At 54.7% G+C, this 22,799-nt stretch carries 19 protein-coding genes, 1 pseudogene and 1 riboswitch; of the genes and pseudogenes, 14 read left to right on the top strand and 6 right to left on the bottom strand.

Features of this window, described 5'->3' with window-relative positions:
• Window positions 1–5: 5 nt before the first annotated feature.
• The gene (gene sstT, locus MRBBS_RS15640; RefSeq protein WP_014872549.1) at window positions 6–1,232 is read right to left on the bottom strand and encodes a serine/threonine transporter SstT; all 1,227 of its coding nucleotides are present in this window, start codon (window positions 1,230–1,232) and stop codon (window positions 6–8) included.
• A 454-nt stretch (window positions 1,233–1,686) separates the two neighbouring features.
• Between sstT and MRBBS_RS15635 the strand changes: the two genes are divergently transcribed.
• Genes MRBBS_RS15635 through MRBBS_RS15600 form a run of 8 tightly spaced genes read left to right on the top strand, consistent with a single transcriptional unit; the run spans window position 1,687 to window position 8,944 of the window.
• The gene (locus MRBBS_RS15635) at window positions 1,687–2,439 is read left to right on the top strand and encodes a GntR family transcriptional regulator (RefSeq protein ID WP_014872547.1); all 753 of its coding nucleotides are present in this window, start codon (window positions 1,687–1,689) and stop codon (window positions 2,437–2,439) included.
• A gap of 21 nt (window positions 2,440–2,460) precedes the next feature.
• Entirely contained in the window at window positions 2,461–3,276 is an 816-nt protein-coding gene (locus tag MRBBS_RS15630; RefSeq protein WP_014872546.1) for an ABC transporter ATP-binding protein, read from the top strand.
• An 8-nt stretch (window positions 3,277–3,284) separates the two neighbouring features.
• Window positions 3,285–4,046, top strand: coding sequence for a TSUP family transporter (locus MRBBS_RS15625; RefSeq protein WP_014872545.1), 762 nt, complete (start codon window positions 3,285–3,287; stop codon window positions 4,044–4,046).
• A 16-nt stretch (window positions 4,047–4,062) separates the two neighbouring features.
• A complete protein-coding gene (locus MRBBS_RS15620; RefSeq protein ID WP_014872544.1) occupies window positions 4,063–5,352 on the top strand; it encodes a M20 family metallopeptidase in 1,290 nt (429 codons plus the stop codon).
• A 9-nt stretch (window positions 5,353–5,361) separates the two neighbouring features.
• Complete coding sequence (locus MRBBS_RS15615) at window positions 5,362–6,228, top strand: ABC transporter permease (protein WP_014872543.1); 867 nt, start codon at window positions 5,362–5,364, stop codon at window positions 6,226–6,228.
• Window positions 6,229–6,258: 30 nt separating this feature from the next.
• The gene (locus tag MRBBS_RS15610; protein WP_014872542.1) at window positions 6,259–7,266 is read left to right on the top strand and encodes an ABC transporter substrate-binding protein; all 1,008 of its coding nucleotides are present in this window, start codon (window positions 6,259–6,261) and stop codon (window positions 7,264–7,266) included.
• 44 nt (window positions 7,267–7,310) lie between these two features.
• On the top strand, window positions 7,311–8,672 hold the full coding sequence (locus MRBBS_RS15605; protein WP_014872541.1) for an amidase family protein: 1,362 nt from the start codon (window positions 7,311–7,313) through the stop codon (window positions 8,670–8,672).
• Between the two features lie 35 nt (window positions 8,673–8,707).
• A complete protein-coding gene (locus MRBBS_RS15600) occupies window positions 8,708–8,944 on the top strand; it encodes a hypothetical protein (RefSeq protein WP_041635333.1) in 237 nt (78 codons plus the stop codon).
• Between the two features lie 277 nt (window positions 8,945–9,221).
• Here MRBBS_RS15600 and MRBBS_RS19195 read toward each other — a convergent pair.
• Window positions 9,222–9,624 (bottom strand): annotated as a pseudogene (locus tag MRBBS_RS19195) (IS3 family transposase); the annotation flags it as partial.
• Window positions 9,625–10,489: 865 nt separating this feature from the next.
• Here MRBBS_RS19195 and MRBBS_RS15595 point away from each other — a divergent pair.
• The 5 genes from MRBBS_RS15595 to MRBBS_RS15575 all read left to right on the top strand — a co-directional run bounded on the left by MRBBS_RS15595 (window position 10,490) and on the right by MRBBS_RS15575 (window position 15,186).
• Window positions 10,490–11,338 carry a sugar phosphate isomerase/epimerase family protein gene (locus MRBBS_RS15595; RefSeq protein WP_014872537.1) on the top strand — a complete coding sequence of 283 codons (849 nt, stop codon included), beginning with the start codon at window positions 10,490–10,492 and terminating at the stop codon, window positions 11,336–11,338.
• Window positions 11,339–11,395: 57 nt separating this feature from the next.
• Window positions 11,396–12,409 carry a fatty acid desaturase gene (locus MRBBS_RS15590; RefSeq protein ID WP_014872536.1) on the top strand — a complete coding sequence of 338 codons (1,014 nt, stop codon included), beginning with the start codon at window positions 11,396–11,398 and terminating at the stop codon, window positions 12,407–12,409.
• 43 nt (window positions 12,410–12,452) lie between these two features.
• Window positions 12,453–13,268 (top strand): ABC transporter permease, encoded by an 816-nt coding sequence (locus MRBBS_RS15585; RefSeq protein WP_201764322.1) that lies wholly within the window; start codon window positions 12,453–12,455, stop codon window positions 13,266–13,268.
• Between the two features lie 161 nt (window positions 13,269–13,429).
• Window positions 13,430–14,380: an ABC transporter substrate-binding protein gene (locus MRBBS_RS15580; protein WP_014872534.1), complete on the top strand. Its 951-nt coding sequence runs from the start codon at window positions 13,430–13,432 to the stop codon at window positions 14,378–14,380.
• Window positions 14,377–15,186, top strand: coding sequence for an ABC transporter ATP-binding protein (locus tag MRBBS_RS15575; RefSeq protein WP_014872533.1), 810 nt, complete (start codon window positions 14,377–14,379; stop codon window positions 15,184–15,186). The genes MRBBS_RS15580 and MRBBS_RS15575 overlap by 4 nt, the downstream gene beginning before the upstream one ends.
• Before the next feature lie 1,277 nt (window positions 15,187–16,463).
• On the opposite strand, the gene atzF is transcribed toward MRBBS_RS15575, so the two are convergent.
• The 4 genes from atzF to MRBBS_RS15555 all read right to left on the bottom strand — a co-directional run bounded on the left by atzF (window position 16,464) and on the right by MRBBS_RS15555 (window position 21,282).
• Complete coding sequence (gene atzF / locus MRBBS_RS15570) at window positions 16,464–18,257, bottom strand: allophanate hydrolase (RefSeq protein ID WP_014872530.1); 1,794 nt, start codon at window positions 18,255–18,257, stop codon at window positions 16,464–16,466.
• A gap of 7 nt (window positions 18,258–18,264) precedes the next feature.
• Window positions 18,265–19,050, bottom strand: coding sequence for an ABC transporter ATP-binding protein (locus tag MRBBS_RS15565; RefSeq protein ID WP_014872529.1), 786 nt, complete (start codon window positions 19,048–19,050; stop codon window positions 18,265–18,267).
• A complete protein-coding gene (locus tag MRBBS_RS15560; protein WP_014872528.1) occupies window positions 19,050–19,865 on the bottom strand; it encodes an ABC transporter permease in 816 nt (271 codons plus the stop codon). The genes MRBBS_RS15565 and MRBBS_RS15560 overlap by 1 nt, the downstream gene beginning before the upstream one ends.
• Before the next feature lie 65 nt (window positions 19,866–19,930).
• A riboswitch (guanidine-I (ykkC/yxkD leader) is annotated at window positions 19,931–20,044 on the bottom strand.
• A 206-nt stretch (window positions 20,045–20,250) separates the two neighbouring features.
• Entirely contained in the window at window positions 20,251–21,282 is a 1,032-nt protein-coding gene (locus MRBBS_RS15555) for an alpha/beta fold hydrolase (RefSeq protein WP_014872526.1), read from the bottom strand.
• A gap of 158 nt (window positions 21,283–21,440) precedes the next feature.
• Between MRBBS_RS15555 and glnT the strand changes: the two genes are divergently transcribed.
• On the top strand, window positions 21,441–22,799 hold the full coding sequence (gene glnT / locus MRBBS_RS15550) for a type III glutamate--ammonia ligase (RefSeq protein WP_014872525.1): 1,359 nt from the start codon (window positions 21,441–21,443) through the stop codon (window positions 22,797–22,799).

Genomic DNA, 22,799 nt, shown 5'->3' with positions numbered 1-22,799 from the left:
AAAACTCATCCTTTTTGCCGGGCTTCTGCCCGTCGACAGGCTGCCGCCGTGAACAGCACGTCGGTGGAAGAGTTAAGGGCTGTTTCAGTGGAATCTTGCACCACGCTGATCACGAAGCCAATAGCGACCACCTGCATGGCAACTTCAATGGGCACGCCAAAAAGACTGGTTGCCAGAGGAATTAAAAGCAACGAGCCGCCGGCGACGCCGGAAACACCGCAAGCCGCCAGGGCCGAGACCACGCAAAGAATCAGTGCGGTGGGAAAATCAACGGGAATGCCAAGGGTATTCGCCGTAGCCAGAGTAATCACCGAAATAGTGATAGCGGCGCCGGCCATGTTGATGGTTGCGCCCAGTGGGATAGAAATTGCGTAGGTGTCTGGATCCAGCTTCATGCGCTCACACAGCGCAAGATTAACGGGTATGTTAGCAGCCGAGCTGCGGGTGAAAAAAGCGGTGATAGCGCTGCCGCGCAAACATTCGAACACCAGCGGGTAAGGGTTGCTGCGAATCTGCCAGAACACCAGTAACGGATTCGTTACCAGCGCCACAAACACCATGCAGCCGACAATAACCCCAAGCAGCTGGCCATACTCCAGCAAAGCACCCACGCCCGCCTCTGCCAGCGTATTAGCAACAAGCCCAAAAATGCCCAGAGGCGCAAGGCGGATAACGCCACGAACAATTCCGGAGACAGCGTCAGAAAGGTCGTTAAGACCTTGGCGCGTGGCCTCGCTGGCGTTACGCAACATAAAACCAAGACCAATCGCCCAAGCCAGTATGGCGATGAAGTTGGCTTCCATCAGTGCTGTTACAGGATTGGCGACAGCGCTGAGTAACAAATTTGTCAGAATTTCGCCAACACCCGAAGGCGGATTGCCAGTCACCCCCGTCAGGTCCAGGGTTAGCTCTGTGGGCATCAGAAAACTGGCCGTCACTGCAACCACGGCTGCCGCAAGCGTTCCTGTGATGTAAAGAACCAATACCCCGCGGATATGGGTGGGCTGCCCTTGTTTATGCCCTGAGATGGCGGCAGCCACCAGCACAAAAACTAATACAGGCGCCACGGCTTTTAAGGCCGAGACAAACAGCTGACCGAGAAGCGCAAAAGAGCCCGCAACCTCTGGCGATATAATGACCAGCAGTACACCGGCTGCAATGCCGATGGCAATCTGAGAAACAAGACTCAGCCGCATCACTGATCGGAAAACAGAGCTCAATCCAGAAAACATGAAAACCTCAGGGTGTGATTTTGAAAAACGGACATTGATTTGATTGGCGATTGGGGAAAGTGATCAAGCCGGCCAACGGGTCGCCGCCACAGTAGACATCTGGCAGGGCTATGGCAACGCAAAGTTAAGATACATGTTGAGAGTCTGGTCCTACGCCTGAGGACGGTTTTTGATTTGGCCTATCAGATTGCGGTTCCCCAAGGCTGAAATACTGACATGCTCATCTCTTCTGGTCCGCTAATAGTACAGGTTCTCCGGCTCAACGGCGTCTGACGGTGAAAGACGCACGCAAAAGGTGCTTCCCCCTGATTTCTGGTTCGGATGAGTGCATTTTTTAAGCAAAGCCTACATTGCGAAAATCCATATAAAACTGAAAAATATGAGTTTTTACAGCCTGGCATAACCCATGCACAACCTAATGTAACTGGTCATAATAGGTTGCAACGAAACAGGTATGGAAAATCAACTAAGCGATGTAAACGTTGTACCGATGCCGCTTTTCCAGCAAGTGAAGGAAAGTATCCGGCGGAAAATTCTGGACGGTACTTACGTTCCGCACCAGAAGCTGCCCAGTGAGCGGCAAATGATCGAGGCTTTTTCGGTCAGCCGCATCACCGTCCGGCAGGCACTAAGCCAGCTTCAGCGGGATGGCCTGATTTTCAAGATCAACGGTAAAGGCACCTTTGTATCGTTAGCGAAAGCCCAGTTTGACGTGTCAACACTGAAAGGCTTTGGTGAGAGCGCAGCCAGCATTGGACAGGCTGCTTTTTCCAAGCTTATTTCAATCACCACAGAGGTTCCAAAAGACACCGTGGCCAGCTGCCTAAAGCTTGCTAACGGTGTGCGCGCCACACGGATTCAGCGGCTGCGATACCTGAACTGTGAACCTCTGGCCTTCGATATCACCTACGCACCCACCCATGTCAGCGATGGATTTGGCAATGCCGATCTTGAGCAGCGGGACCTTTTCGATGTGCTTGAAAATGAATGCGGAATTGCCATCGGTTCGGCCCGAGTCAATCTGGAATCCATGATCTGTGACAGCGAGCTTGCCGGGTTTCTCAACATGGAGCCGGGCAGCGCAGCGCTGCACATCGAGAGAACGATTCTGGATCGTTCAGGTGAACCTCTGCTTTACGAAAACCTTTTTTACCGCGGTGACCGGTTTCGTTTCGGCATGGAAATCGTCCGGGCCCATCTGGGTTAATTCAGCGACAGGCCATTGATCATGAACACAGCGCAGCAAAACGTGAAAACCAGGGTCCGAAAAGTGACTGACAAGGGTGAGATCCGGACAGACGGTCTGGAAGTTACCTACAACTCGGATGTCGGTCAGACCGTGGCCCTTTCCAAAACCAGCCTGACCATTCACCCCGGCGAATTTGTCTGCGTACTCGGGCCGTCTGGATGCGGAAAATCCACGCTGTTAAACGTGATTGCCGGGTTTGTGAAAGCGACAGAAGGTCGGGCCCTGCTGGACGGCAACGCCATCGAGCAACCAGGCGCGGACCGCAGCATGGTGTTCCAGCAGCACTCCTTGCTGCCTTGGAAAACAGTTCGGGCGAACATTGAGCTGGGCCCAAAGTTCACAGGAGACATAGAGGCTTCCAGCACAGTTAACCACTTCCTGAAGATGGTAGGGCTGCAAAAATACGAGAACCACTATCCGGATCAGCTATCTGGCGGGATGCAACAACGGGTAGGCATTGCCCGCGCGCTGGCAACCTTTCCCAGAGTTTTATTAATGGACGAGCCTTTTGCTGCGCTGGACTACCAGACCCGCCTGATGATGCAGGAGAACCTGCTGAGCCTGTGGGAAGAGTTTGGCACCACGGTTGTGTTCGTAACCCACGATGTGGACGAGGCGATCTTCCTTTCTGATCGCATTCTGTTGATGAGCGCGTCGCCGGGGCGAATCGTGAAAGACATCGCCAATCCGCTGCCCCGGCCGAGAACGCAGATGATTTCATCTGAAGCCAAGTTTTTGGAAATTAAACGTGACTGTATGGAAATCATCCGTGCTGAAGCCCTGAGCACGTTTTAGGACCGCCTATGTCGATGGAAATGTTGATTCTGATGGTGTGTTTTCTAGGTGCACTGGTGCAGACCACTACAGGGCTGGGTTTTGGTCTGATTGTCGCGCCAATGTTGCTGGCGTTTCACGAACCGGTGGATGCCATACAGATCACCGGCACTCTGACCCTGATTTTGGCGGGTGTCATTACGCCCTTTGTGCGCGGTCATATTGTGCCGAAAGAACTGGCCGGGCTTGCCACAGGCAGTGGGATTGGTTTGCTGCTGGGGAGCGGGTTATTGCTGGTTTTGCCGATCACTGGTATCCGGCTGGCGGCGCTTGTTGCCTTGGGCTACTCCCTGGTCCGGTATGTCAATGCGCTGATGCGATCCGCCGCGCCGACTGCGCCGGAAGAAATGCAACCTTCACGCAGTCTGGCCGGCCTGATGTACGGCATGGGATCCGGTGCAATGAGTGCAACCCTGGCCATGCCAGGACCCTTGGCGCTGATTTTTCTGAGGAGCAGGGGGCATGCTCCAGACCGGGTGCGAGCAACCGTGTTCGCTCTGATGGTTGGTTCTTACAGCGGCATGCTGATTATTTCGGTGTTACTGAGTGGGCTTTCGCAGAACGTGTTGGACAACGTGGTGTTCTACCTGGCCCCCACGCTCGGCGGCCTGGTTGTCGGGCAGTTTCTGGTTAACCGGCTGCCGACTCTGCTCTTTGACCTGATAACGACCCTGCTGATGCTGTCAACGCTGGCGGTGCTGGGTCTAAAAATTGTAAACGCTGATTTCTGACATTCAAGGACAGACTATGACAATTAATTTCGCAGAATCCCTGCAAGCTTCCCTGATCGGGAGCATTGATGAGCAGGAATGGATCGATCTGACCATCGAAATGGTGGCCATCGGTCAGCCCAATTCAACCAATCCGCTGGACCCTGACATCCCCGCTGGTGAAGAAGAAGCCTACGCACTGTTTGTTGCGGGTAAGCTGGAAGCCATGGGTTTCGAAGTGAAAAAATACGCCTCCCAGAGCAAGCGCCCGAACATAGTTGGGGTGCTGAAAGGCGAGGGCGGCGGCCCGTCGTTAATGATTAACGATCACCTGGATACCTATCCGGCGGTTGAGCCCGAGCGCTGGGACAAGTGCGGCGGTGACCCGTTCAAGGCGACCCGCCATGGCGACTGGATCTACGGCCGCGGCACGTCGGACACCAGAGCCAATTTGGCAGCCTCGTTGCTGGCGGTCAAGGCGGTGCTAGACAGCGGCGTCAGGCTCAAAGGCGATCTGATCTGCTGCTATACGGTGGATGAGGAAAAAGACGGGGTTCATGGCTCGATCTACCTTACCAAAACCATCGGCATCAGGGCCGACCACTCCATCACCATAGAACCAACAGCTTGGGGCAAAAGCGCCGAAGACTGGGGTATGAACCTATCGGTGGCCAACTCTGGACACTGTCTGGTGCGGCTGGTGGTGCGGGGAATCAAATCCCACATCTGGCGTCCGGATACCGGCGTTAATGCTATTTCCGAAGCATCGGAACTGGTGCCGGTGATCAACGCCATGGCTTTTCGCCACAACCCCTCCGAGTTTCCGGGCCATACGCCACCCTGCGCTTGCGTGGTCAGGATGGCAGGCGGCCTGCCCGGTGAAATGCAGTTCACTCCGGATTCCTGCGAACTGACGCTGGCAGTGGTCGGCATTCTTCCCGGGATGACCATTGAATCGGTGGTAGAGGATATCTCAACCACCGTCTCCGAAACGCTCATCGGTCATAAGGATACGGAATTCGAAGTGGCGCAGCTATTCGGCTCCCTGTTTGTCAACGGCACAGAGCCAGTTCCGATGCAGGAAGAACCGAATGTATCGCTGGCTGCGGCCTATCACAAAGTGCTGGGCGAAGCTCCGATTCCGAACCGCAAGAATGCGTTTAACGACACCATCCGTTTTCGCGAGGCGGGAATGAATGCGGTGACTTTCGGGCCTGGTGAGGACGGTTGGTCGCCGGTGAATGAAAGTATTTCGATAACTAAATCGGTGGCTGCCATGAAGATACTGGCGCTGGCCATTCCCAACATTCTCGGCGTTGCAAAGTAGGTGAACGAAATGGGTATTCATAACGAAGACACCCCGCGGGCGATTTCCTTCGACGACGGAATACCCCAGCGACAGATGCGAATGCCTCCGATAATTCGTAAAAACATTGAGAACGGCAAATACCTGTCCTTTCTGACGGTTGCAGTGGTGCTTGGTACCTGGTTCCTGGTGACAGGCATGGGCTGGGCCAATCCGCTGTTTCTGCCGTCGCCGGTCAGTGTCTGGCAATCGTTTGTCGAGGTGGCAACGACCGGCTATCAGGGCTCCACGCTGGTTGAACACATCGCGACCAGCCTGTACCGAATTCTTACTGCTTTTGCAGCAGCTTGTCTGGTGGGCATTCCGCTGGGTGTGATGATGGGTACTTCCCGGTCTGCTCACCGGATCTGTAACCCGATCATCGAATTCTACCGGCCGCTGCCGCCACTGGGGCTCTATACCCTACTGGTGATGTGGCTGGGTATTGGTGAATCGTCAAAGCTGGCGTTGCTTTTCTTGGCCGGCTTGCCCGGCATCATCATCGCCACCATTCAGGCAGTGTCGGACATCAACCCGAATTACATCCGTGCAGCGCGTTCTCTGGGCGCCAGTCGCTGGGACCTTGTCCGGGAAGTCTATCTGCCCGGTTCCGGCCCCACCATCCTCACCGGGATGCGGATTTCGCTCGGATTCGTTTACACCGTTTTGGTCGCAGCGGAGATAGTCGCGGCCACGGCGGGTATTGGCTGGATGATCTGGGATGCCGCCAAGTTCCTGATGGGCGACATCGTCATCATGGGCCTGATTGTCTTGGGAATCACCGGAATGGCACTGGATCAGGTTCTCAAGCTCGCAGGCCGAATCATCATGCCCTGGACCAAACTCAAGACTCTTTGAGTGAATATCAAAAACCCTACGGAGAACACCATGAAAACGTTAATACTTTCAGCTGTAACCGCATTGGGCCTCAGTATTGGAGCCGCACAAGCCCAAGCCGCCGCGCCAGAAGAAGTGACCATCGGTTACTTGAATTTGGTTAACGCCCAGTTAGTGACCAAGTCACTAGGGCTTGTGCAAAAGGAAATGCCCGGTGTGAAGATCAACTATATCAATGTTGGTGGCGGTGGCGACATGCTGAGGGCCATCGCAGGGGATCAGGTAGATTTTGGTGGTCTGGGCAACCCGCCCACGGCGATCGGTGTTACCCGGGGCCTGCCGATTCAGGGCATCATGGTTCTGAACATGCTCGACTATGTTGAGGCGATGGCGGTTCGCACCTCGGCGAATATAAAGCGTCTGGAAGACCTTAAGGGCAAGACCATCGCTGCGCCGTTTGGCTCCACCACCCATTACCTGTTGATGAACGCCCTGAATGATGAGGGTATCGACCCCGCATCGATGAATATCATCGATTTGCGGCCCAACGACATCGCACTGGCGTGGTTCCGTGGCGATATCGATGCGGCTTGGTTCTGGGAACCTGCACTGGGCCGTGTTCTGGAAGGCGATGCCAACCTGTTCATGACGTCCGGTATGATGACCTCCCGCGGATATCCCACTTGGGATGTGGGCGTTGTGATGAATGATTTTGCCGAAAAGTACCCGGATTACGTTGAGAAGTTTGTCCGCGCGGAATGCAAAGGCATCGACTTCTGGCTGAACAATCCGGCTGAGACGGCGGAAATCATCGCCAAGGAACTCCAACTGGACTTGCCGGACGCTGCGCGCATGATGAAGGGTACCAAGATGGTTTCATGTGATGACCAACTGACGGCGGAATACATCGGAGACAGCAACAAACGCGGCCAGTTCGTAGATACCCTACTTTCTACCTCGACTTTCCTGTTTGAGCAGAAGCGCTTGCCGAACGTGCCTTCAAGAGAAACTTTCGAAAACTTCCTCGTGCCTGGGTACCTGGAAAGCGTTGTAAAATAATAGGCTAAATTTCATTCACCCATAACGACAGGATACATTCGGACATGCGAGTTTCTCTGACGTCTTATCAGGGGCTGGATTTGTTCCATCTCAGGGAAGGTTATTCAGCAGGGCGGTTTGTGCCCAGGCAGGTTGCTGAGGAGGTGTTGCGCCGAATCAGCGAGAGAAGCTCGCGTGCCGAATGGATTTGTCTGGTGCCGGAGGCAGAGTTACTGGCCCGCGCCGATCATTTGGCAACCCTGGATGCTAATTTGCCGCTTTACGGAATTCCCTTTGCGATAAAGGACAACATTCATGTTGAAGGGCTGCTGCTGACGGCAGGCTGCCCGGATTACCGGACACTTTCCACAACCACATCACCAGTTGTTCAGCGCCTACTGGATCTGGGCGCCATGCTGATTGGCAAAAACACCATGGATGAATTCGCCACCGGAGTGGTAGGCGTTCGCAGCGATCCGCACCCGGTCAGCCCGTTCAATCCGGATTTTATTCCGGGTGGTTCCAGCTCTGGGTCTGGCGTAGTGGTTTCCACCGGCTGCGTGACTTTTTCTCTGGGCAGCGATACCGGCGGTTCTGGACGATTGCCCGCGGCTATGTGCAATATTGTCGGCTTCAAGCCGACGCCGCACCTGCTCTCCAATGAGGGTATGGTTTACGCTAATAAAAGCATTGACTGTATACCCGTGTTCGCCCGCACTGCAGTTGAGGCGGAGTGTGTGTTCCGCCAGCTCATGGAAAACAACAGAGCGGCCGGTTTACTGGCGAACTCAATACCGGATCTAAAGCGAATCCGGATCGCAATTCCCGACGCTGAGGGGCTTAACTTCTTTGGTGACGCTCGGGCCGAAACCTGCTTCAAAGACGTGTTGAAGACGCTTGAAGCGCAGGGCGCCCAGATTGAACCGGTCGATTTCAGTGTGTTTGTAGAAGCGGGCGCTATGCTGTTTGACGGTGCTTTTGTCAGCGAACGATACGACTCCGTGGGTAGCTTCATTAAACAGCACCCCGACAGTGTGAATGAAGTGGTTGCAGGTTGCATTCTGAAAGGTGAAACAGTCACCAGCCATGACATCTGGACTGATGTCGCCCGGCTGAACCATTTGAAAACCGCCGCCCACCAGCTTCTGGCCTCTTTCGACTGCTTGCTAATGCCCACCGCTGGCACGCTCTACCGGTGTGACGAAGTAAAAGCCGACCCGCTGGAACTGAACCGGAACATGGCTTACTACACGAATTTCGGTAATCTGCTCGAACTGTCCGTGGTTTCCGTGCCGGGTGGCATGCGCGATGATGGTTTGCCATTTGGGGTCAGTTTTGCCGGACCAAGGTACAGCGATTATCAAATGCTCGCCTTGGCGAAGCAGTGGGAACAGATCAGCGGCATCCAGCCTGGTGCGCCGGTATAGGTCGAAGGCTTCACGCCTGGTGCAAGTACCGAGGGATGAACCTTGAAAACATCATGGTCAGCAATACCGCTGTAGCACTCACGGAAAGAGAGAATGTTGAAGCCTTGGTGAGGATGATTCGGAGGCTGACTGAAGAGCATGGCGCACCTGCTTTGATCGTGGTTGATACTTTGGCTAGGAACTGTGTGAAAGCCAAGGGGTTGGGAACACCAAAACTTCAACTGGGCGAGCGGTTTCGGACACAGTTAAGCATTTGGAGGTTCAGAATTTGATCATCGTGGACAGAAAAAATAGACCCCTTCTGATCCGCTTGAAAGACTCGATTTTAGATTAAAAACAACCTCCTGCAGTTCGGAAACCCTGCCGAACTTCTTTTTTCCTTTACACAATGTTCGGTTAAATTCGGTTCGATAGTTCGGGGAAGCGAACAATCGGGAACCCTTGTTCCCCAAAGGTTCTGGCACCGTTGGTGTTTTTTGTTCGGTTCGGTGGTTCGGTGTTCTCGCAAGTTCGCTCGGTGTACCCCTTACCACCAATTCAGCATCAGGCCCGGTCTGGGCGACTGACGCCGAACTCACGATTCAGTCTATTGGGAATGTCTGGCCTCTCTACTGTTGCCTGTTTGTATGCATGCGGCCCTGGCTGTTTGCAGATCAGCCCCAGTTCACTCATCAGTCGACGAACGCTTGAAGCGTCCAATCAAAACGCCTTCGTCGTTGAGCATGGTGGTGATCATCCGGCCTCCTGCTGAGCTTCGACTCTTGCGAAATATCCGGTTTACATCAGCTCGCAGAACCACTCGTTCGGCATCTATTACGGACCGCCTGCGACGATATTCGTAATAGCTGGACCGAGATACATCAAGTGTTTTACAGACCATCTCAACCGGCTCCTGCTCACTTAACTGGTCTATCAGTGCGTACGATTCATCTCGCCCGACATCAAGAGAGCGGCGCAAAATTGCTCCAGAAAGCACCTTTGAGTAAAAGCCCATTAAAACAGTCCACAGCTGCCAAATATCAGTTTAAAAATTCTGAAAACTCTCCATATTGCGCACTACGAAAGTGCAAAAGTAACGATTTGGTGTACATCAGCCTCGTTCTTTTTCAGCCGGCCGAATCTCAAACATCAACGTCAAGCGTTTCTGGAAGGTTTTAGTAAATTAGGGGGCTTTTTGAAAGCGTTGTGGGTTATCAAACCAACCGTAGTTCACCTACTTAGGCAGCGACATACCCCTTTATTGTCTAGTTTGAATCTCTTGCGTATTCCGGCGAACGTGAACACTCATTCTGGCTGAACGTGAACACCCTTTTTCCTAACGCATCACCTACCGAGGTTTGTTCCTCGGTGTTCACGTTCAGTCAATTTCCTGAAGTCGCTGCCACAGAGACCGGTGGTCAGTAGTTTTTTTCCCCGCTCCAGCCAATCGATTTGGGCCATTTGCGCACCTGTGCTTTTTTGAGATTGCGCCGGTGTTGGTAATCGATGTCCTGAACCGAGGCGCAGAGCTTGAAGCGAGCCTGTTTTTGGTGCTCCCGTGCCTGGAACTCTCGGTCGAGCAACAGTTCCAGGCGTTCGGTGCACGATAACTCATCATAGGTGTCTGGCTGGTTTTGTTGTCGAAGGCGCTGGTTAGCGCGGTAATCTGGTGCGTGGATCCGCCTGTTGCTCTAATGCTGTGCAGTGTATTAATAGGCTGCCGAGCCTACTTACATGCCTATTAGCATGTAAAACAGAAGCCTATGCAAAGTCGCATCTATATGGCATGCCGTTTGCTAATGCTTTGTTAGTCAATCTATCGAGCTGGAGCACGTCGCATGCAACTGGATATCTACAAGACCTTGTGGGGCCATGAGGATACGGTTGAGCAGGGCGCGATGCTGGCTGTTGATGCTGGTTTTACCGGAATTGAAGCCCCGGCCCCGGCTGATGAAGGTGATCGGGAGCGTATGGCGCAAACATTCGCCGACCATGGTTTGAGTTACATTGCCGAGATATGCACGACGGGCAGCTACGTGCCTGATCGTCATGCCACGCCAGATGAGCACTTGGCCTCGCTTGAAACAAAGATCAAACGCAGCCTGATGTTGAATCCGCGTTTTTGCAATGTGATGGGTGGCTGCGATGCATGGCCTCTGGACGTGCAAATCGATTTCTTCCGCCGCGCCCAGGACATGGCTGAGCGTTATGGCGTGCTTTGTAGCTTCGAAACCCACCGCAGTCGCTCGTTCTTTAATCCCTGGATAACGCGCGATGTTTTGCGCGCTTTGCCTGATCTGCTCATAACCTGTGATTTCAGTCACTGGGTGGTGGTATGTGAGAGGCAGATGGATACCGAGTGGGACACCATTTTGGAAGTGGCGGAGAGGGCCCATCATGTGCACAGCCGTGTCGGCTACGACCAAGGCCCACAGGTTCCTCACCCTGCAGCACCGGAATATGCTGAGGCGCTGGCTTCGCACGAGCGTTGTTGGCAAGCCATCTGGGCTAGCCAGGTACGTCGCGGTTATGCCGCCAGCAGCATGACCCCGGAATTCGGCCCCGACGGTTATCTGCATACACAACCTTTCACTGGCATGCCTGTTGCAGATCTCTGGCAGATGAATCGCTGGATTGGAGAGCGTGAGCGTGATCAGTTTGTACTTTGGCAGGCTGCGCAACAATAACAGTCTGCCGGTCAACAGAATCTGACGTTTTGCAGGTCATTACAGGAGTCGCATGCAATGCAGGTTTACAAGAACATCTGGCGTGACGAGGGCATGCTGCCCAACACCCTAGCTATCGGATATGTGCTGTTGACCTATTTTGGTGGCTGGGCCCTGTTATTTGTGGGCACCTGGTGGAGCCTAGCGCTGGGGGTAATCGCGGTGGCCCACGGTATGACAATTGCGGCGTATCTGTTGCATGACTGCGGGCACAACGCGTTGTGCAAGAAAGTTGAACACAACACCCGAGTCGGGCGCTGGATGAACGTGATCACCGGTTCCCATTACGGCACCTATGAAGACATGCGTTACAAACATATGCGCCATCACGTCGACAACTGCGAGCCGTTAGCCTTCGACTACCGGGTCTGGTTGCAAGAGCGGCCGGTGCTGTACAAGATCGTCTGCGGTCTGGAATGGTGTTACATCCCGGCGGTGGAGCTGGTCATGCACGGCATGTTGATCGCAGCGCCCTTTGTCTATGAAAGCAAAAAAGCCCAGCGTGGCCGTGTGGTGCGGGTGACTTTGCTGCGCTTCAGTTTCTTTGCACTACTTGTGTGGCTTGCGCCCCCGGTGGCGCTGGGGTATTCCGTTGCTTACTGCCTGTTTTTGACGGTTTTGCGGTTCATGGATTCCTTTCAACACAATTACGAAATTTTCTACACGTTGGACACAGCCGATATCAAACCGCCTTACAAAGGGAACCGTGAATACGAAGAGCACAATACCTATAGCAATTTGATTTCGGCGCGGTGGCCTTGGTTGAACCTGCTGGCGTTAAATTTTCCCTATCACAACGCTCACCACACTAAACCCAACACTGCCTGGTATCGATTGCCCACGTTTCACGACAGTCTATATGGTGATAACTGCCCGCAGCAGCTGAGTATGTGGGGGCAGGTGAAGAGCTTTCATCAACACCGGGTTAGTCGGGTGCTGGCTGAGGAATACGGCACGGCGGATGTGCGCGAAACGGTACGTGACGGTAAGGCAGTGGGGGTTAATGCATTGTCGTTCCTCACTGCATTCTGATGCTTTTTTTTCTTGTTGAGCAGGCTTTGGGTGGAGAGCACTGATGCCGGGATTCATGGCAGCAGTCTGGGATAGCCTTGACTTCAAGCAGCCCGTAGCACCGGGTGTCAAACTGATGTTAGGCGTGACAGCGTGGTTGGTTTTTGTATTAACGTGGCATTTAGCTGCAACAGCTAAGGGAACACTAAGCCCGCTTTTTCCGGGGCCGCTACAGGTGTTTGAGGCGCTGCGCGAACTGTTTCTGGAGCGCGAGTTCAGCGTTGACGTGCTGAGTAGTCTCAAGCGCATTGGTGTTAGTTTTGCGCTGGCGGTGGCGGTTGCTGTTCCGCTGGGAGTGCTGATGGGAGCGTTCCCGCTGGTGTCGGCGTTCTTCAATCCCCTGGTTTCGGCCTTTCGCTACTTGCCTGCGCCCGCTTTTATTCCACTCTTGTTGATGTGGCTAGGTACGGGGAATGAACAGAAGATTGCGCTGCTGGTCCTCGGCGTGGTGTGGTTTCTGATCACATTGGTCAGTGATGTGGTGCGGCAAGTGCCTGCAGATTTTATTGAGACATCAAAGACTCTGGGCGGCTCACGCCGAGTGATTCTTTGGACGGTAGTGGTACCCGCGGCATTGCCTGGAATTGTTGATACTTGCCGTCAGATGCTCGCAGTGAGTTGGACTTACCTGGTGATTGCGGAGATCGTCGCTGCCACAGACGGCATCGGAGCAATGATGATGCGAGCCAGACGTTTTGTTTACGTGGATGACATCATGGCCGGGATTGTGGTGATCGGCGCGCTGGGATTGTTGTGTGATTTGGCTTTTCGAGGGGTGCACTGGTTGGCGTTTCCGTATTTACGGCAGCGGGAGAGGTAAGCCTTTCGCGCCGCGGCCGTCGCGGAAAGGGTTCAAAGATCCATTCATTTAGGAGATTTACTATGCGATCGAGTAACTGGAGCAAGGCAGCCAAAGGGTGTTTACTGGGCGCAGCATTCACGTGCGCTACAGGGATCGCTCAGGCGACGGAGAAGGTTAATGTGTCGTTGTTCTCGTGGCCTGGTTATGGCTTCTGGTTCATCGCTAAGGAAAAAAATCTGGTGCCCAAACTGGACCTGAATATTATTATTATTGAAGATCCGTATGAAAGCTTTGGCCTGATGACAGCCGGTCAGTTGGATATTACCTCTAGCACAGTTGAGTACGGCCCGATTGCGGTTGATAAGGGTGTGCCAGTCAAGTTGGTGACCTATACTAACCCTTCGTTCGGTACCGACAAAATCATCTTGGCACCGGGCATCGAATCTGCAAAGGACCTGATTGGCAAGAAAATCGCAGTGATGGAAGGAGGCCTGACGCAGATCTTCATGGGTATCTGGCTGGAACAAAATGGTGTTTCCATCGACCAAGTTGAGTTCGTCAACGTGATCATGGATGAGGCCGTGGGCGCCATGCTGGGCGGCAGTGTCAGTGCGGTCGAGCTTTGGGAGCCCTTTGGCAGCCAGCTGCTGAAAAATATGCCTGGCGCCCGGGTGGTTGCGGATTCGAGCGAAGATGACTGGATCAGTACCGCGTTGCTGGGCGACGGCATGTATATGAGCGAAGCCTTTCTGACTGAGCGCCCGGAAGCAGCCAATCTGGCGGTGGAAGCCTATTTCAAGGCAGTCGATTACTGGAAGGCCAATCCGGAAGAAGGCAATCGTATTATTGCTGAAGCGATTCAGTTCAATGTCAGCGATGTGGAGATGGTCATCGGTACTGATGGTGAGATCTACAAGGGCGGCATCATGGTGTTCGATTTGGAGGAAGCCGGGCGCTTTATGGGTGTGGCCGAGGGCGAGCTGCCGTTAGGTATGACCAATGGTCAGATTGTTCAGCACTGGAACACCACCAATACCTGGTGGCAAAAGTTCGGTATGGCCGACGCCATGCACGATTGGACTACCGGTGTTGAACTGAGCCCGCTCAAGGCGGCGCTGAAAGCAAAATGAGTGCGCAAGCAGTCAATCTGGATGCCGGCTTTCAAGGTTTGCAGATTAATCAGGTTGGCAAGGTGTTTGCCGACAACGGCAAACAAGTCGTTGCCGTGGAAGGCGTCAGTTTTGACGTCGACCCACGGCAGGTGTGCGTCCTGCTTGGCCCTTCGGGCTGCGGCAAGTCCACCGTGTTACGCATGATGGCCGGGCTTGAACGTCCGTCCAGCGGCAACGTCAGCCTCAATGGTGAATTGGTGCGCGGGCCGAACAGGGATAGGGGCATGGTGTTTCAAGGCTATACCTCATTTCCCTGGCTCAAGGTCCGTGAGAACGTGGCGTACGGTCTGCGAATAAACGGGGATGTCATTGCGTCAAAGGAGGGCACGGTCGATTATTTTCTCGAGCGTGTCGGCCTGAGTGCTTTTGCCGGTGCCTATCCTCACCAATTATCCGGTGGCATGCGCCAACGCGTCGCCCTGGCACGCGCCCTGGCCAATAGCCCCAAAGTATTGCTGATGGACGAGCCTTTCGGCGCACTGGACGCGGAGACGCGTTGGCAAATGCAGGAGCTGCTGCTCGACGTGATCCGCAAAGAACGTATGACGGTGGTGATGGTTACCCACGATGTCGAGGAAGCGTTGCTGCTGGGCGACCAAATCGTCTTCCTGTCACGTCATCCGGGACGCGTGAAAACCATTCTGTACCCACCCTTTAAGGCCTGCAAGGAGATCAACACCCGTGAGGATATGCGCGGTCACCCTGAATATGCAGCGATGGAGAAGCAGATTCTAGGCATGATGCGGGAGGAAGGCGGACATTGATGTTCGTTCGTTGACTGAGAGGGCTATCGCATTGATGTGGCATTCACCTCCGATAGCTGACCCGCTAGGAGATGGCTACTGCAGCTCTCAACCAAGGTTGCAGTGTCGTCGTTGTTTATGGTCTTGAATCATATTGTTTTCTTTCTTAGTAGTCGATCGTAAGCTGGGTCTCAATCTTTGCTGGGCGCTGCTCAATCCTGGTGTAGTTCAGAATTTTTCCAAGACCGGCACTCGTTAATCGTCGTGTTGTGACAATCCACCGTATCTGCAATCTGCCGCCGGCTTCGGCTTACAGTCAATAGCGCTGAAATTGGCATTTTTGTGCCTGAATTAGCTGTCGATATCCCGTGACTTCCTTCACTTCGGTCGGCAAAGCGAATGAGGATACCGGCAACGGTCCCCCGTTTTCGTCTCGTCATCTCAAAGTGCTGCGGTTCATTACCCACTCATCTTTTATCTATAATGTTCCGTCCTCGATCTACGGCGGCGACGCCTTGCTGCCCATCGTAGTCAGTATGCTGGTGTGCTCTGCAGGCGCGTTCATCCTAGCACTCGGCGCGATGGGGCAGTGAGCCGAAAAAGTTCCTGACCGAAGTCACTATCACGACGCACACCGAGTGGAAAAGATTGAGCGAGGAAACTGGTGGCTGCTTCGTTTTACACTGAATGCCCTGCAACTCGCTTACACCAGAATGAAACATCAATAGGACGCGCACGCTCTATTTTAACGATCACCACTCATGAATCCGGTTGATTTTCGCCGGGCAACAGCCAAGCTTAACTTCGCAACTAGTTGTGTATAAAACTGTTATTCAAATTAATCTGAGTTTTGGCACAGATTTCACCCTAACTTGAGAAATCAGTGGAGCTCCAACTGTTGGGCTTACACTCTTACTTGTACTTCCGGGACGACCCGGACGGCTTTTCAGCTGTCTTTCTGTTTGGACGACCAGATGACCTTTTGGCAATGTGAGGTTGTCGAAATGCCAGCAACAACTCCGGCATCTACTGGGCACAGTGCGTTACAGTCACTACCTGTCGTTAATGTTTCTCAGTTTCGCTAACGGCGAGTCGGACAACCAGACCATTGTTTACTGGTTCCAGAGCCGGAACTTCACCATCGACCTCCGCTTGCCGCAGCCAGCCTGACAGGCGTGATGACCAAACTTGCTCGGCAACTCAGCGTTTGAGGTGCTTCACCTTCCGGGGCACTCTCCTGCTGGCATCGGCCTTTGGAAAAAGTCTATTGGCACGTCATTTTTCGGCGATGCCATTGACTAGCAGGATTCAAGAAAACCTCGCCAACCACCCAAGTGTGTGATTTCGTTGGCGCCTTCCAGCCCTATGGGTTCGCAGATAAAGCCTGACACCCATCGACCATTCGCCAGTTCTACTTTGCCGATACCAAGGGGCGCCGGAATGCCCGCCACAAAACTGCCGAACTGGTCCTCCGGTACCCTCCAGATTTCTACTGGCAGACTGATGCCGCTAGCTTCATCACGGAACATGCCAGGGCGCAATGGCGGCGCCCCTGCCAGCAGGTACATGCGGTAGCAACTGGCTGTTTTGGTGGTTTCCGACAACACCGCGTTGCGGCTGGTGAGCTGATGGTTCAGGGGCAGCCCGGTGAGGTGGGCGCCGCATACCAGTACTTCTATTGTGCCGGCTGTGGCCGTCAGTGCCGGACTGTCCAGGGTATCTTCGAGCGCGCCAACGGTGTTGCTTGCCAGGGGGTGTAGGCGGCTGGCCAGAGCCAACAGGGCCTCGTCCTGGAAAGCTGGCATGAACAATGTGCAGCCCAGCGGCAGCCCGGTATCGAGGAACCCGGACGGCACCGAGATGGCACTGTAGTCCAGCAGGTTCATGAAGTTGGTGTAAGTGCCCAAGCGACTGTTGTGGGCCACCGGCTCTTGTTTCAACTGATCGATGGTGTAGATGGTTGGGGTAGTCGGGGTTAGCATAACGTCGACCTGCTCCCATACCCTGTCCGCCTTATGTTTCAATGCCTTCAGTCGGTACTGAGCTTGAAATGCATCGGTAGCGGAGCCATTGGCGCCTTGACTGATAACGCCACGGGTTACCGCAAGCAGAGCGTTTGGTTGTTCTTGGATCAGCGGGCTGGTGGCGAGGTAGCGTTCCGCCACCCAAGGGCCTTCGTACAGCAGTCTGGCGGCATCCAGGAAGGGTTGGAAATCCACCGTGACCCTTTCGCCACCTAGGGATTCCAGTTGGCGAATGGACTCGGCAAACAGTGCCCGGGCGCCCTCATTGTCGTCAAAGTCCAGATGATCATCTGCGGGTATGCCAAAGCGAAACTGTTCTGGCAGTGGGCGGTTGCCGATGGGGGGTTTGCGCTGCCAAGGGTCGTCAGGGTCGGTTTTGGATGCCACTGTCAGCACGCTTTGGGCCTGGTCAGCGGCGCGGGCGAAAATGGCGATGCAATCCAAGCTTTGGCAGGCGGGCACCACGCCGCGCACGCTTAGTCGTCCCAGTGTGGGTTTTAGCCCGATCAGATTGTTGAATGCTGCGGGCACCCGACCGGAACCGGCGGTATCTGTGCCTAATGCAAAGCTGACCAATCCGAGGGCTGTTGCAACGGCTGATCCAGAGGACGATCCGCCGGAAATGTAGTCGGTATTAAAGCTGTTGAGACAAGCGCCCCAAGGTTCCGGTGAACGGGTGCCCACCAATCCGGTGGCGAACTGGTCGAGGTTGGTCTTGCCTAATGGAATAGCACCGGCGCTAACCAGGGCCTCGACTACGGCAGCGTGCCGTTCCGGCCGATAGCGATAGGCCTCACAGGCTGCGGTGGTGGGCATGCCAGCCACGTCAATGTTGTCTTTCACGGCAAACGGTATGCCATACAGAGGCAGCTCATCCGGACTGGTCTGCTGCAGGCGTTCCAGGTAGGGGATCAAGTCCTCTTCGCTGGCGAGGAATATCCAGGCGTTATGGTCGCTGAACTCCGCTGCCCGTTGCAGCAAGTGGGACACCACCGTGGCGGGTGTGAGATCGCCGCTGCGGTAGGCCTGTAACAATGACGGAATGTCGAGATTGATTGTGGTCTTCATGGGGTTCTCATGCTGACAGGCTCCGGGCCGTTTTCGACACGGAGGTTTCAATGGATTTATAGATCTTCCGGTCGTTCTGATCGATCGGCAGGTCGTAAGTGATGGTTGCGCCGAAGGCTTCCGGTTGTTGCGGATCGTTACGGACCTTATCGAACACCAGCAGGCGAGTGCCCAGATGAAAACCTTCGTAAAGGTCGTGGGTTACCATGAAGATGGTGGTGCCGGTATCGCGCCAGAGTTTGAGGATCAGTTCATGCATGTCGCCACGGATGCCTGGATCCAGCGCACCGAAGGGCTCATCCAGCAGCAGAATCCGGGGTTTCATGACAAAGGATTGGGCAATAGCCAGGCGTTGCTGCATGCCACCGGATAGTTCGTGGGGCCATTTGTTGGCGGCATGGGCCAGCCCCACAGACTCCAGCATGGCGTCGACTTCCTTCAGTGCTTCCCGGCGTGCTGACCCGAACAGTTTGCCCAGGAAGGGTCGCTGCTCCAGCTCCAGCCCCAACAGCACGTTCTGGCGCACAGTCAGGTGCGGAAACACCGAATAGCGTTGAAACACGACGCCGCGGTTACGGTCCGGTTCTCTGGGAAAGGTGTTGCCCTCAAGCAACAGCTTGCCCTGGCTTGATGTTTCCTGGCCCAGAAGCATTTTCAAGAAGGTGGACTTGCCGCAGCCGGATGCACCTACCAAAGTGCAGAACTCGCCCTGACTTACACTCAAGTTGAGGTTTTCCAGCACGATTTGATCGCCGTACTGTTTCCAAAGATTTTTGACGGTAATGAAACTCATCAGTGGCCTCCCGCATTGTACCAAGGGAACAGTTTGCGGTTGGCTAAGCGCAGACACTGGTCGATAACGATGGCGAGGATGGTGATCCAGATGACGTAGGGCAGTATAACGTCCATCGCCAGGTAGCGTCGTACCAGGAAGATGCGGTAGCCCAGTCCTTCGGTGGACGCTATGGCTTCCGCCGCAATCAGAAACAGCCAGGCAGGGCCCAAGCTGAGTCGAATCGCATCGATCAGGCGAGGCAGAACCTGAGGCAACACCATGCGGGTAATGACTTGCCAAGAGTTGGCGCCCAGGGTCTGAATTTTGATCAGTTGCTCACCGGGGAGTTCCCGGACTCGCTGAGCCACATCCCGCATCATGATGGGCGCGGTGCCAATGACGATAAGCATGACTTTGGAGAGTTCGCCAAGACCAAATACGATAAACAGAATGGGCAATATCGCGAGCGGTGGCACCATCGAGAGTGTTGACACCAGAGGCGCAAGGCTGGCTCTTATCAGGGGCAGAACCCCGTTGAGCAATCCCACCACTAGCGCCAGCGACGCGGCAATACCGACACCTAAGCCCAAACGCTGGAGGCTTGCAGCGGTGTCTTGCCACATCAGGTAATCACCGCTGCGACGGTCTTCCTGAAACGCCATGCGATCAACCGCGGCCATCATTTGTTCAGAGCCGGGCAGCAGTTTGTCGTTGGGGTTGTCCGCCAGGCGCTCCTGGGAGGCCAGGCTGTAGATCAGCATGATCAACAGGAAGGGCAGCAGGCCTAACAGGGTGGCCGAAACCCGCCCTGGGTGGCGGTTGATCAGTCGCATACGTTTTCTCCTCTGGTTAAACAACACGGCACAATCATCGCGGGTAACACATCACTTGCGATTCAGTCTCCCGGGCTTTTGTCCCGCCGTGTAACCTCCCAGAGGTCGGTAACTCTCGGACCAGCCATCCGGGCTGCTGTTGCAGATTCGCCCGGACCGGAACCCTAGTCACCCATTGTATCCGTCTGTTTCGCCGCGTGGTTTGCCCTTTTGTGAAGGGCGCTGTGAACGATGCTGTCAACGGATCAGGTTTATCAAAACCATCTACCCGGATCTTTGCAGATGGCGTGCCAGCTTCGTGAAAACGGTATATTCGGCGCGGCTTGGTGCAAATGATGGATAGAGGTTTGCTCTATTTTTGTGCATTGTGCGTTCAGCTGCACTGTCATGGCTCTATTTCCGGCAGCAGAGATTGGGCCGCCGCCAGAATTTTCTGGTGGCTCTGTGGTTCTCGCCTGGCACCACCGGCAATATGTCCCCAGTCAGAAGTTAGTGCGTCAAACGCGGCTCCCGGCATTTGACGGGCATCCTGCCTGGCATCCTCGGCCGTGAAATAGAGATCTGTGGCACTCGGCATCACCCGCGTGGGCATGGTGATCGCGTTAAGGGCTGAGTTGTAATTGCCCTTAAACACCGGATTGTCACTGATATCGCCCCGTTGCCAGGTGTCCAGAACAGTCAGCAGATTGTTGGCGTCCTGAGTCAGGTGGTCCTGTTCCCAGAATTGCAGCAGAGCTTCAATGGAATTGAACCCGAGGCTTCGCCAGAGTTCATGGCGGAAGAAGGCCTGGGAATAGGCCCAGCCAGCGTACACTCGGCCAAAGGCCCTGAGCCCGTGCTCAGGCGGATTCTGGTAGTGGCCACCCTGAAAGTTTTGGTCACAGGTCAGGGCGGCTTTGACGCCCTCCAGAAAGACCCGATTGTGGGGGTAACAGCGTGCGGTACAACAGGTGGCGAGCACGGAGCGTACCTGCTGCGGAAACAGGCAACCCCACTGAAGCGCCTGCATTCCGCCCATAGACCAGCCCATCACCAAGGCAATACTGGCGCCGCCAAATACCTCGTCCACCAGCCGTTTCTGCAACATCACATTGTCGTAGAGGCTGACTGTCGGAAAGCCCGGGCCTGCCTGTTCTCCGGGTGTGTTTGACGGAGACGAAGACTCACCGGCGCCAAGCAGTGAAGGAATCACTATGCAGTATTCATCCGGATCAAGGGGGCTGTTGCGGCCAACCCAGGGATGGTTGCCGGCGGCTGCACCACCGTAGTACGTGGGCAGCAGTATCATGTTGTCTTTTGGTGCATTCAGCTCCCCAATCTGGTGATAGTGGAGGCGTGCCGAACGCAGCGTTTCACCACAGTAAAGGGGTAAGTCGCCCGCCTCAAAATCCTTTGTAAGCCATTGCTTTACCCTCATTTTAGTTCTCTCTCTCGGGGCGTTTTGCGGCATGTTCAGCCTGGATTTTATTTTTTACATACACTATGGCATGTATATTGAATGGCTAAATACAAGAAAGAAACATGCCAGAACATAAACCGACGGCTCGCCTTGTCGGGCTGAAGAGAGGAAATACCATGAATGACCTGATCAATACCCAGGCCCTTAAGAAGAAGCTGGCGGATGCGGGCGTCAAATACGCCATTGCCAGTTACGTGGATATCCACGGCGTTACCAAGGGCAAGTTTGTGCCCGTGGCCCATCTTGGCCAAATGATGCAAGGCTCCGAGCTTTATACCGGTGCCGCTCTGGATGGCGTTCCCCAGGACATCTCTGACGACGAAGTGGCCGCCATGCCGGATGCAGAGGGCCTCGCCATTTGCCCCTGGAACCGTAAGCTGGCCTGGTTTCCCGGAGACCTTTACCTCAATGGTGCGCCGTTTGAAGCCTGCTCGCGCAATATTTTCCGGCGCCAGTTAAGTGTCGCCGAAGATATGGGCTACCGCTTCAATCTGGGTATCGAAACCGAGTTTTTCCTGTTCCGGGACACCGAGGGCGGCGGCTTTGCTCCGCTGAGTGATCGCGACAACCTTGACAAGCCCTGCTACGACCCACGCACTCTGATGGATAACCTGCCCATTCTGGACGAGCTGGTGGACGCCATGAACGAGTTGGGTTGGGATGTGTATTCGTTCGACCATGAAGACGCCAACGGCCAGTTCGAAACCGACTTCAAGTACGCTGATGGCCTGACCATGGCCGATCGCCTGGTGTTCTTCCGCATGATGGCCAACGAAATCGCCCGCAAACACGGCGCCTTCGCGAGCTTCATGCCCAAACCCTTCGCCGACCGGACTGGCAGTGGTGCTCACTACAATATGTCGCTGGCCGACATCAAAACCGGCGAGAACCTGTTCGAACCCAAGAATGACGACCTGCATAACTGTGGTATCAGCAAAATCGCCTACCACTTTATCGCCGGCGTGCTGAAGCACGGCGCCGCTATCACCGCCGTCATCGCCCCCACGGTTAACAGCTACAAGCGCCTGGTGCGCCAGGGAAGCATGTCGGGCTCGACCTGGGCACCGGTGTTCATGTGCTACGGCTCCAACAACCGTACCAACATGATCCGTATTCCCAGCATGGGTGGCCGCATTGAGTGCCGTGCAGCGGATATCGCCTGCAACCCCTACCTCGGCAGTGCCCTCATCCTGGCGGCGGGCCTGGAAGGTATCCGCGAGGGCCTCGATGCCGGCGATCCTCACCACGAGAACATGTACAACTACAGCGACGCAGAAATTGCAGCGCAGGGCATCGAGTATCTGCCAAGGAATCTGGGAGAGGCCGTGGAGGCATTCGCAGCAGATCCGCTGGCGAAAGAAGTCTTCGGCGAAGCCATGTTCAACAGCTTTATCGAGTACAAGAAAGGGGAGTGGGAGAGTTACCAGAACCATGTGTCGTCCTGGGAAGTAGACCGCTACCTGAAGATGTTCTGA

This window comes from Marinobacter sp. BSs20148 (assembly GCF_000283275.1).
GTDB lineage: Bacteria > Pseudomonadota > Gammaproteobacteria > Pseudomonadales > Oleiphilaceae > Marinobacter > Marinobacter psychrophilus.
This window is presented reverse-complemented; position numbering and strand designations above follow the sequence as displayed.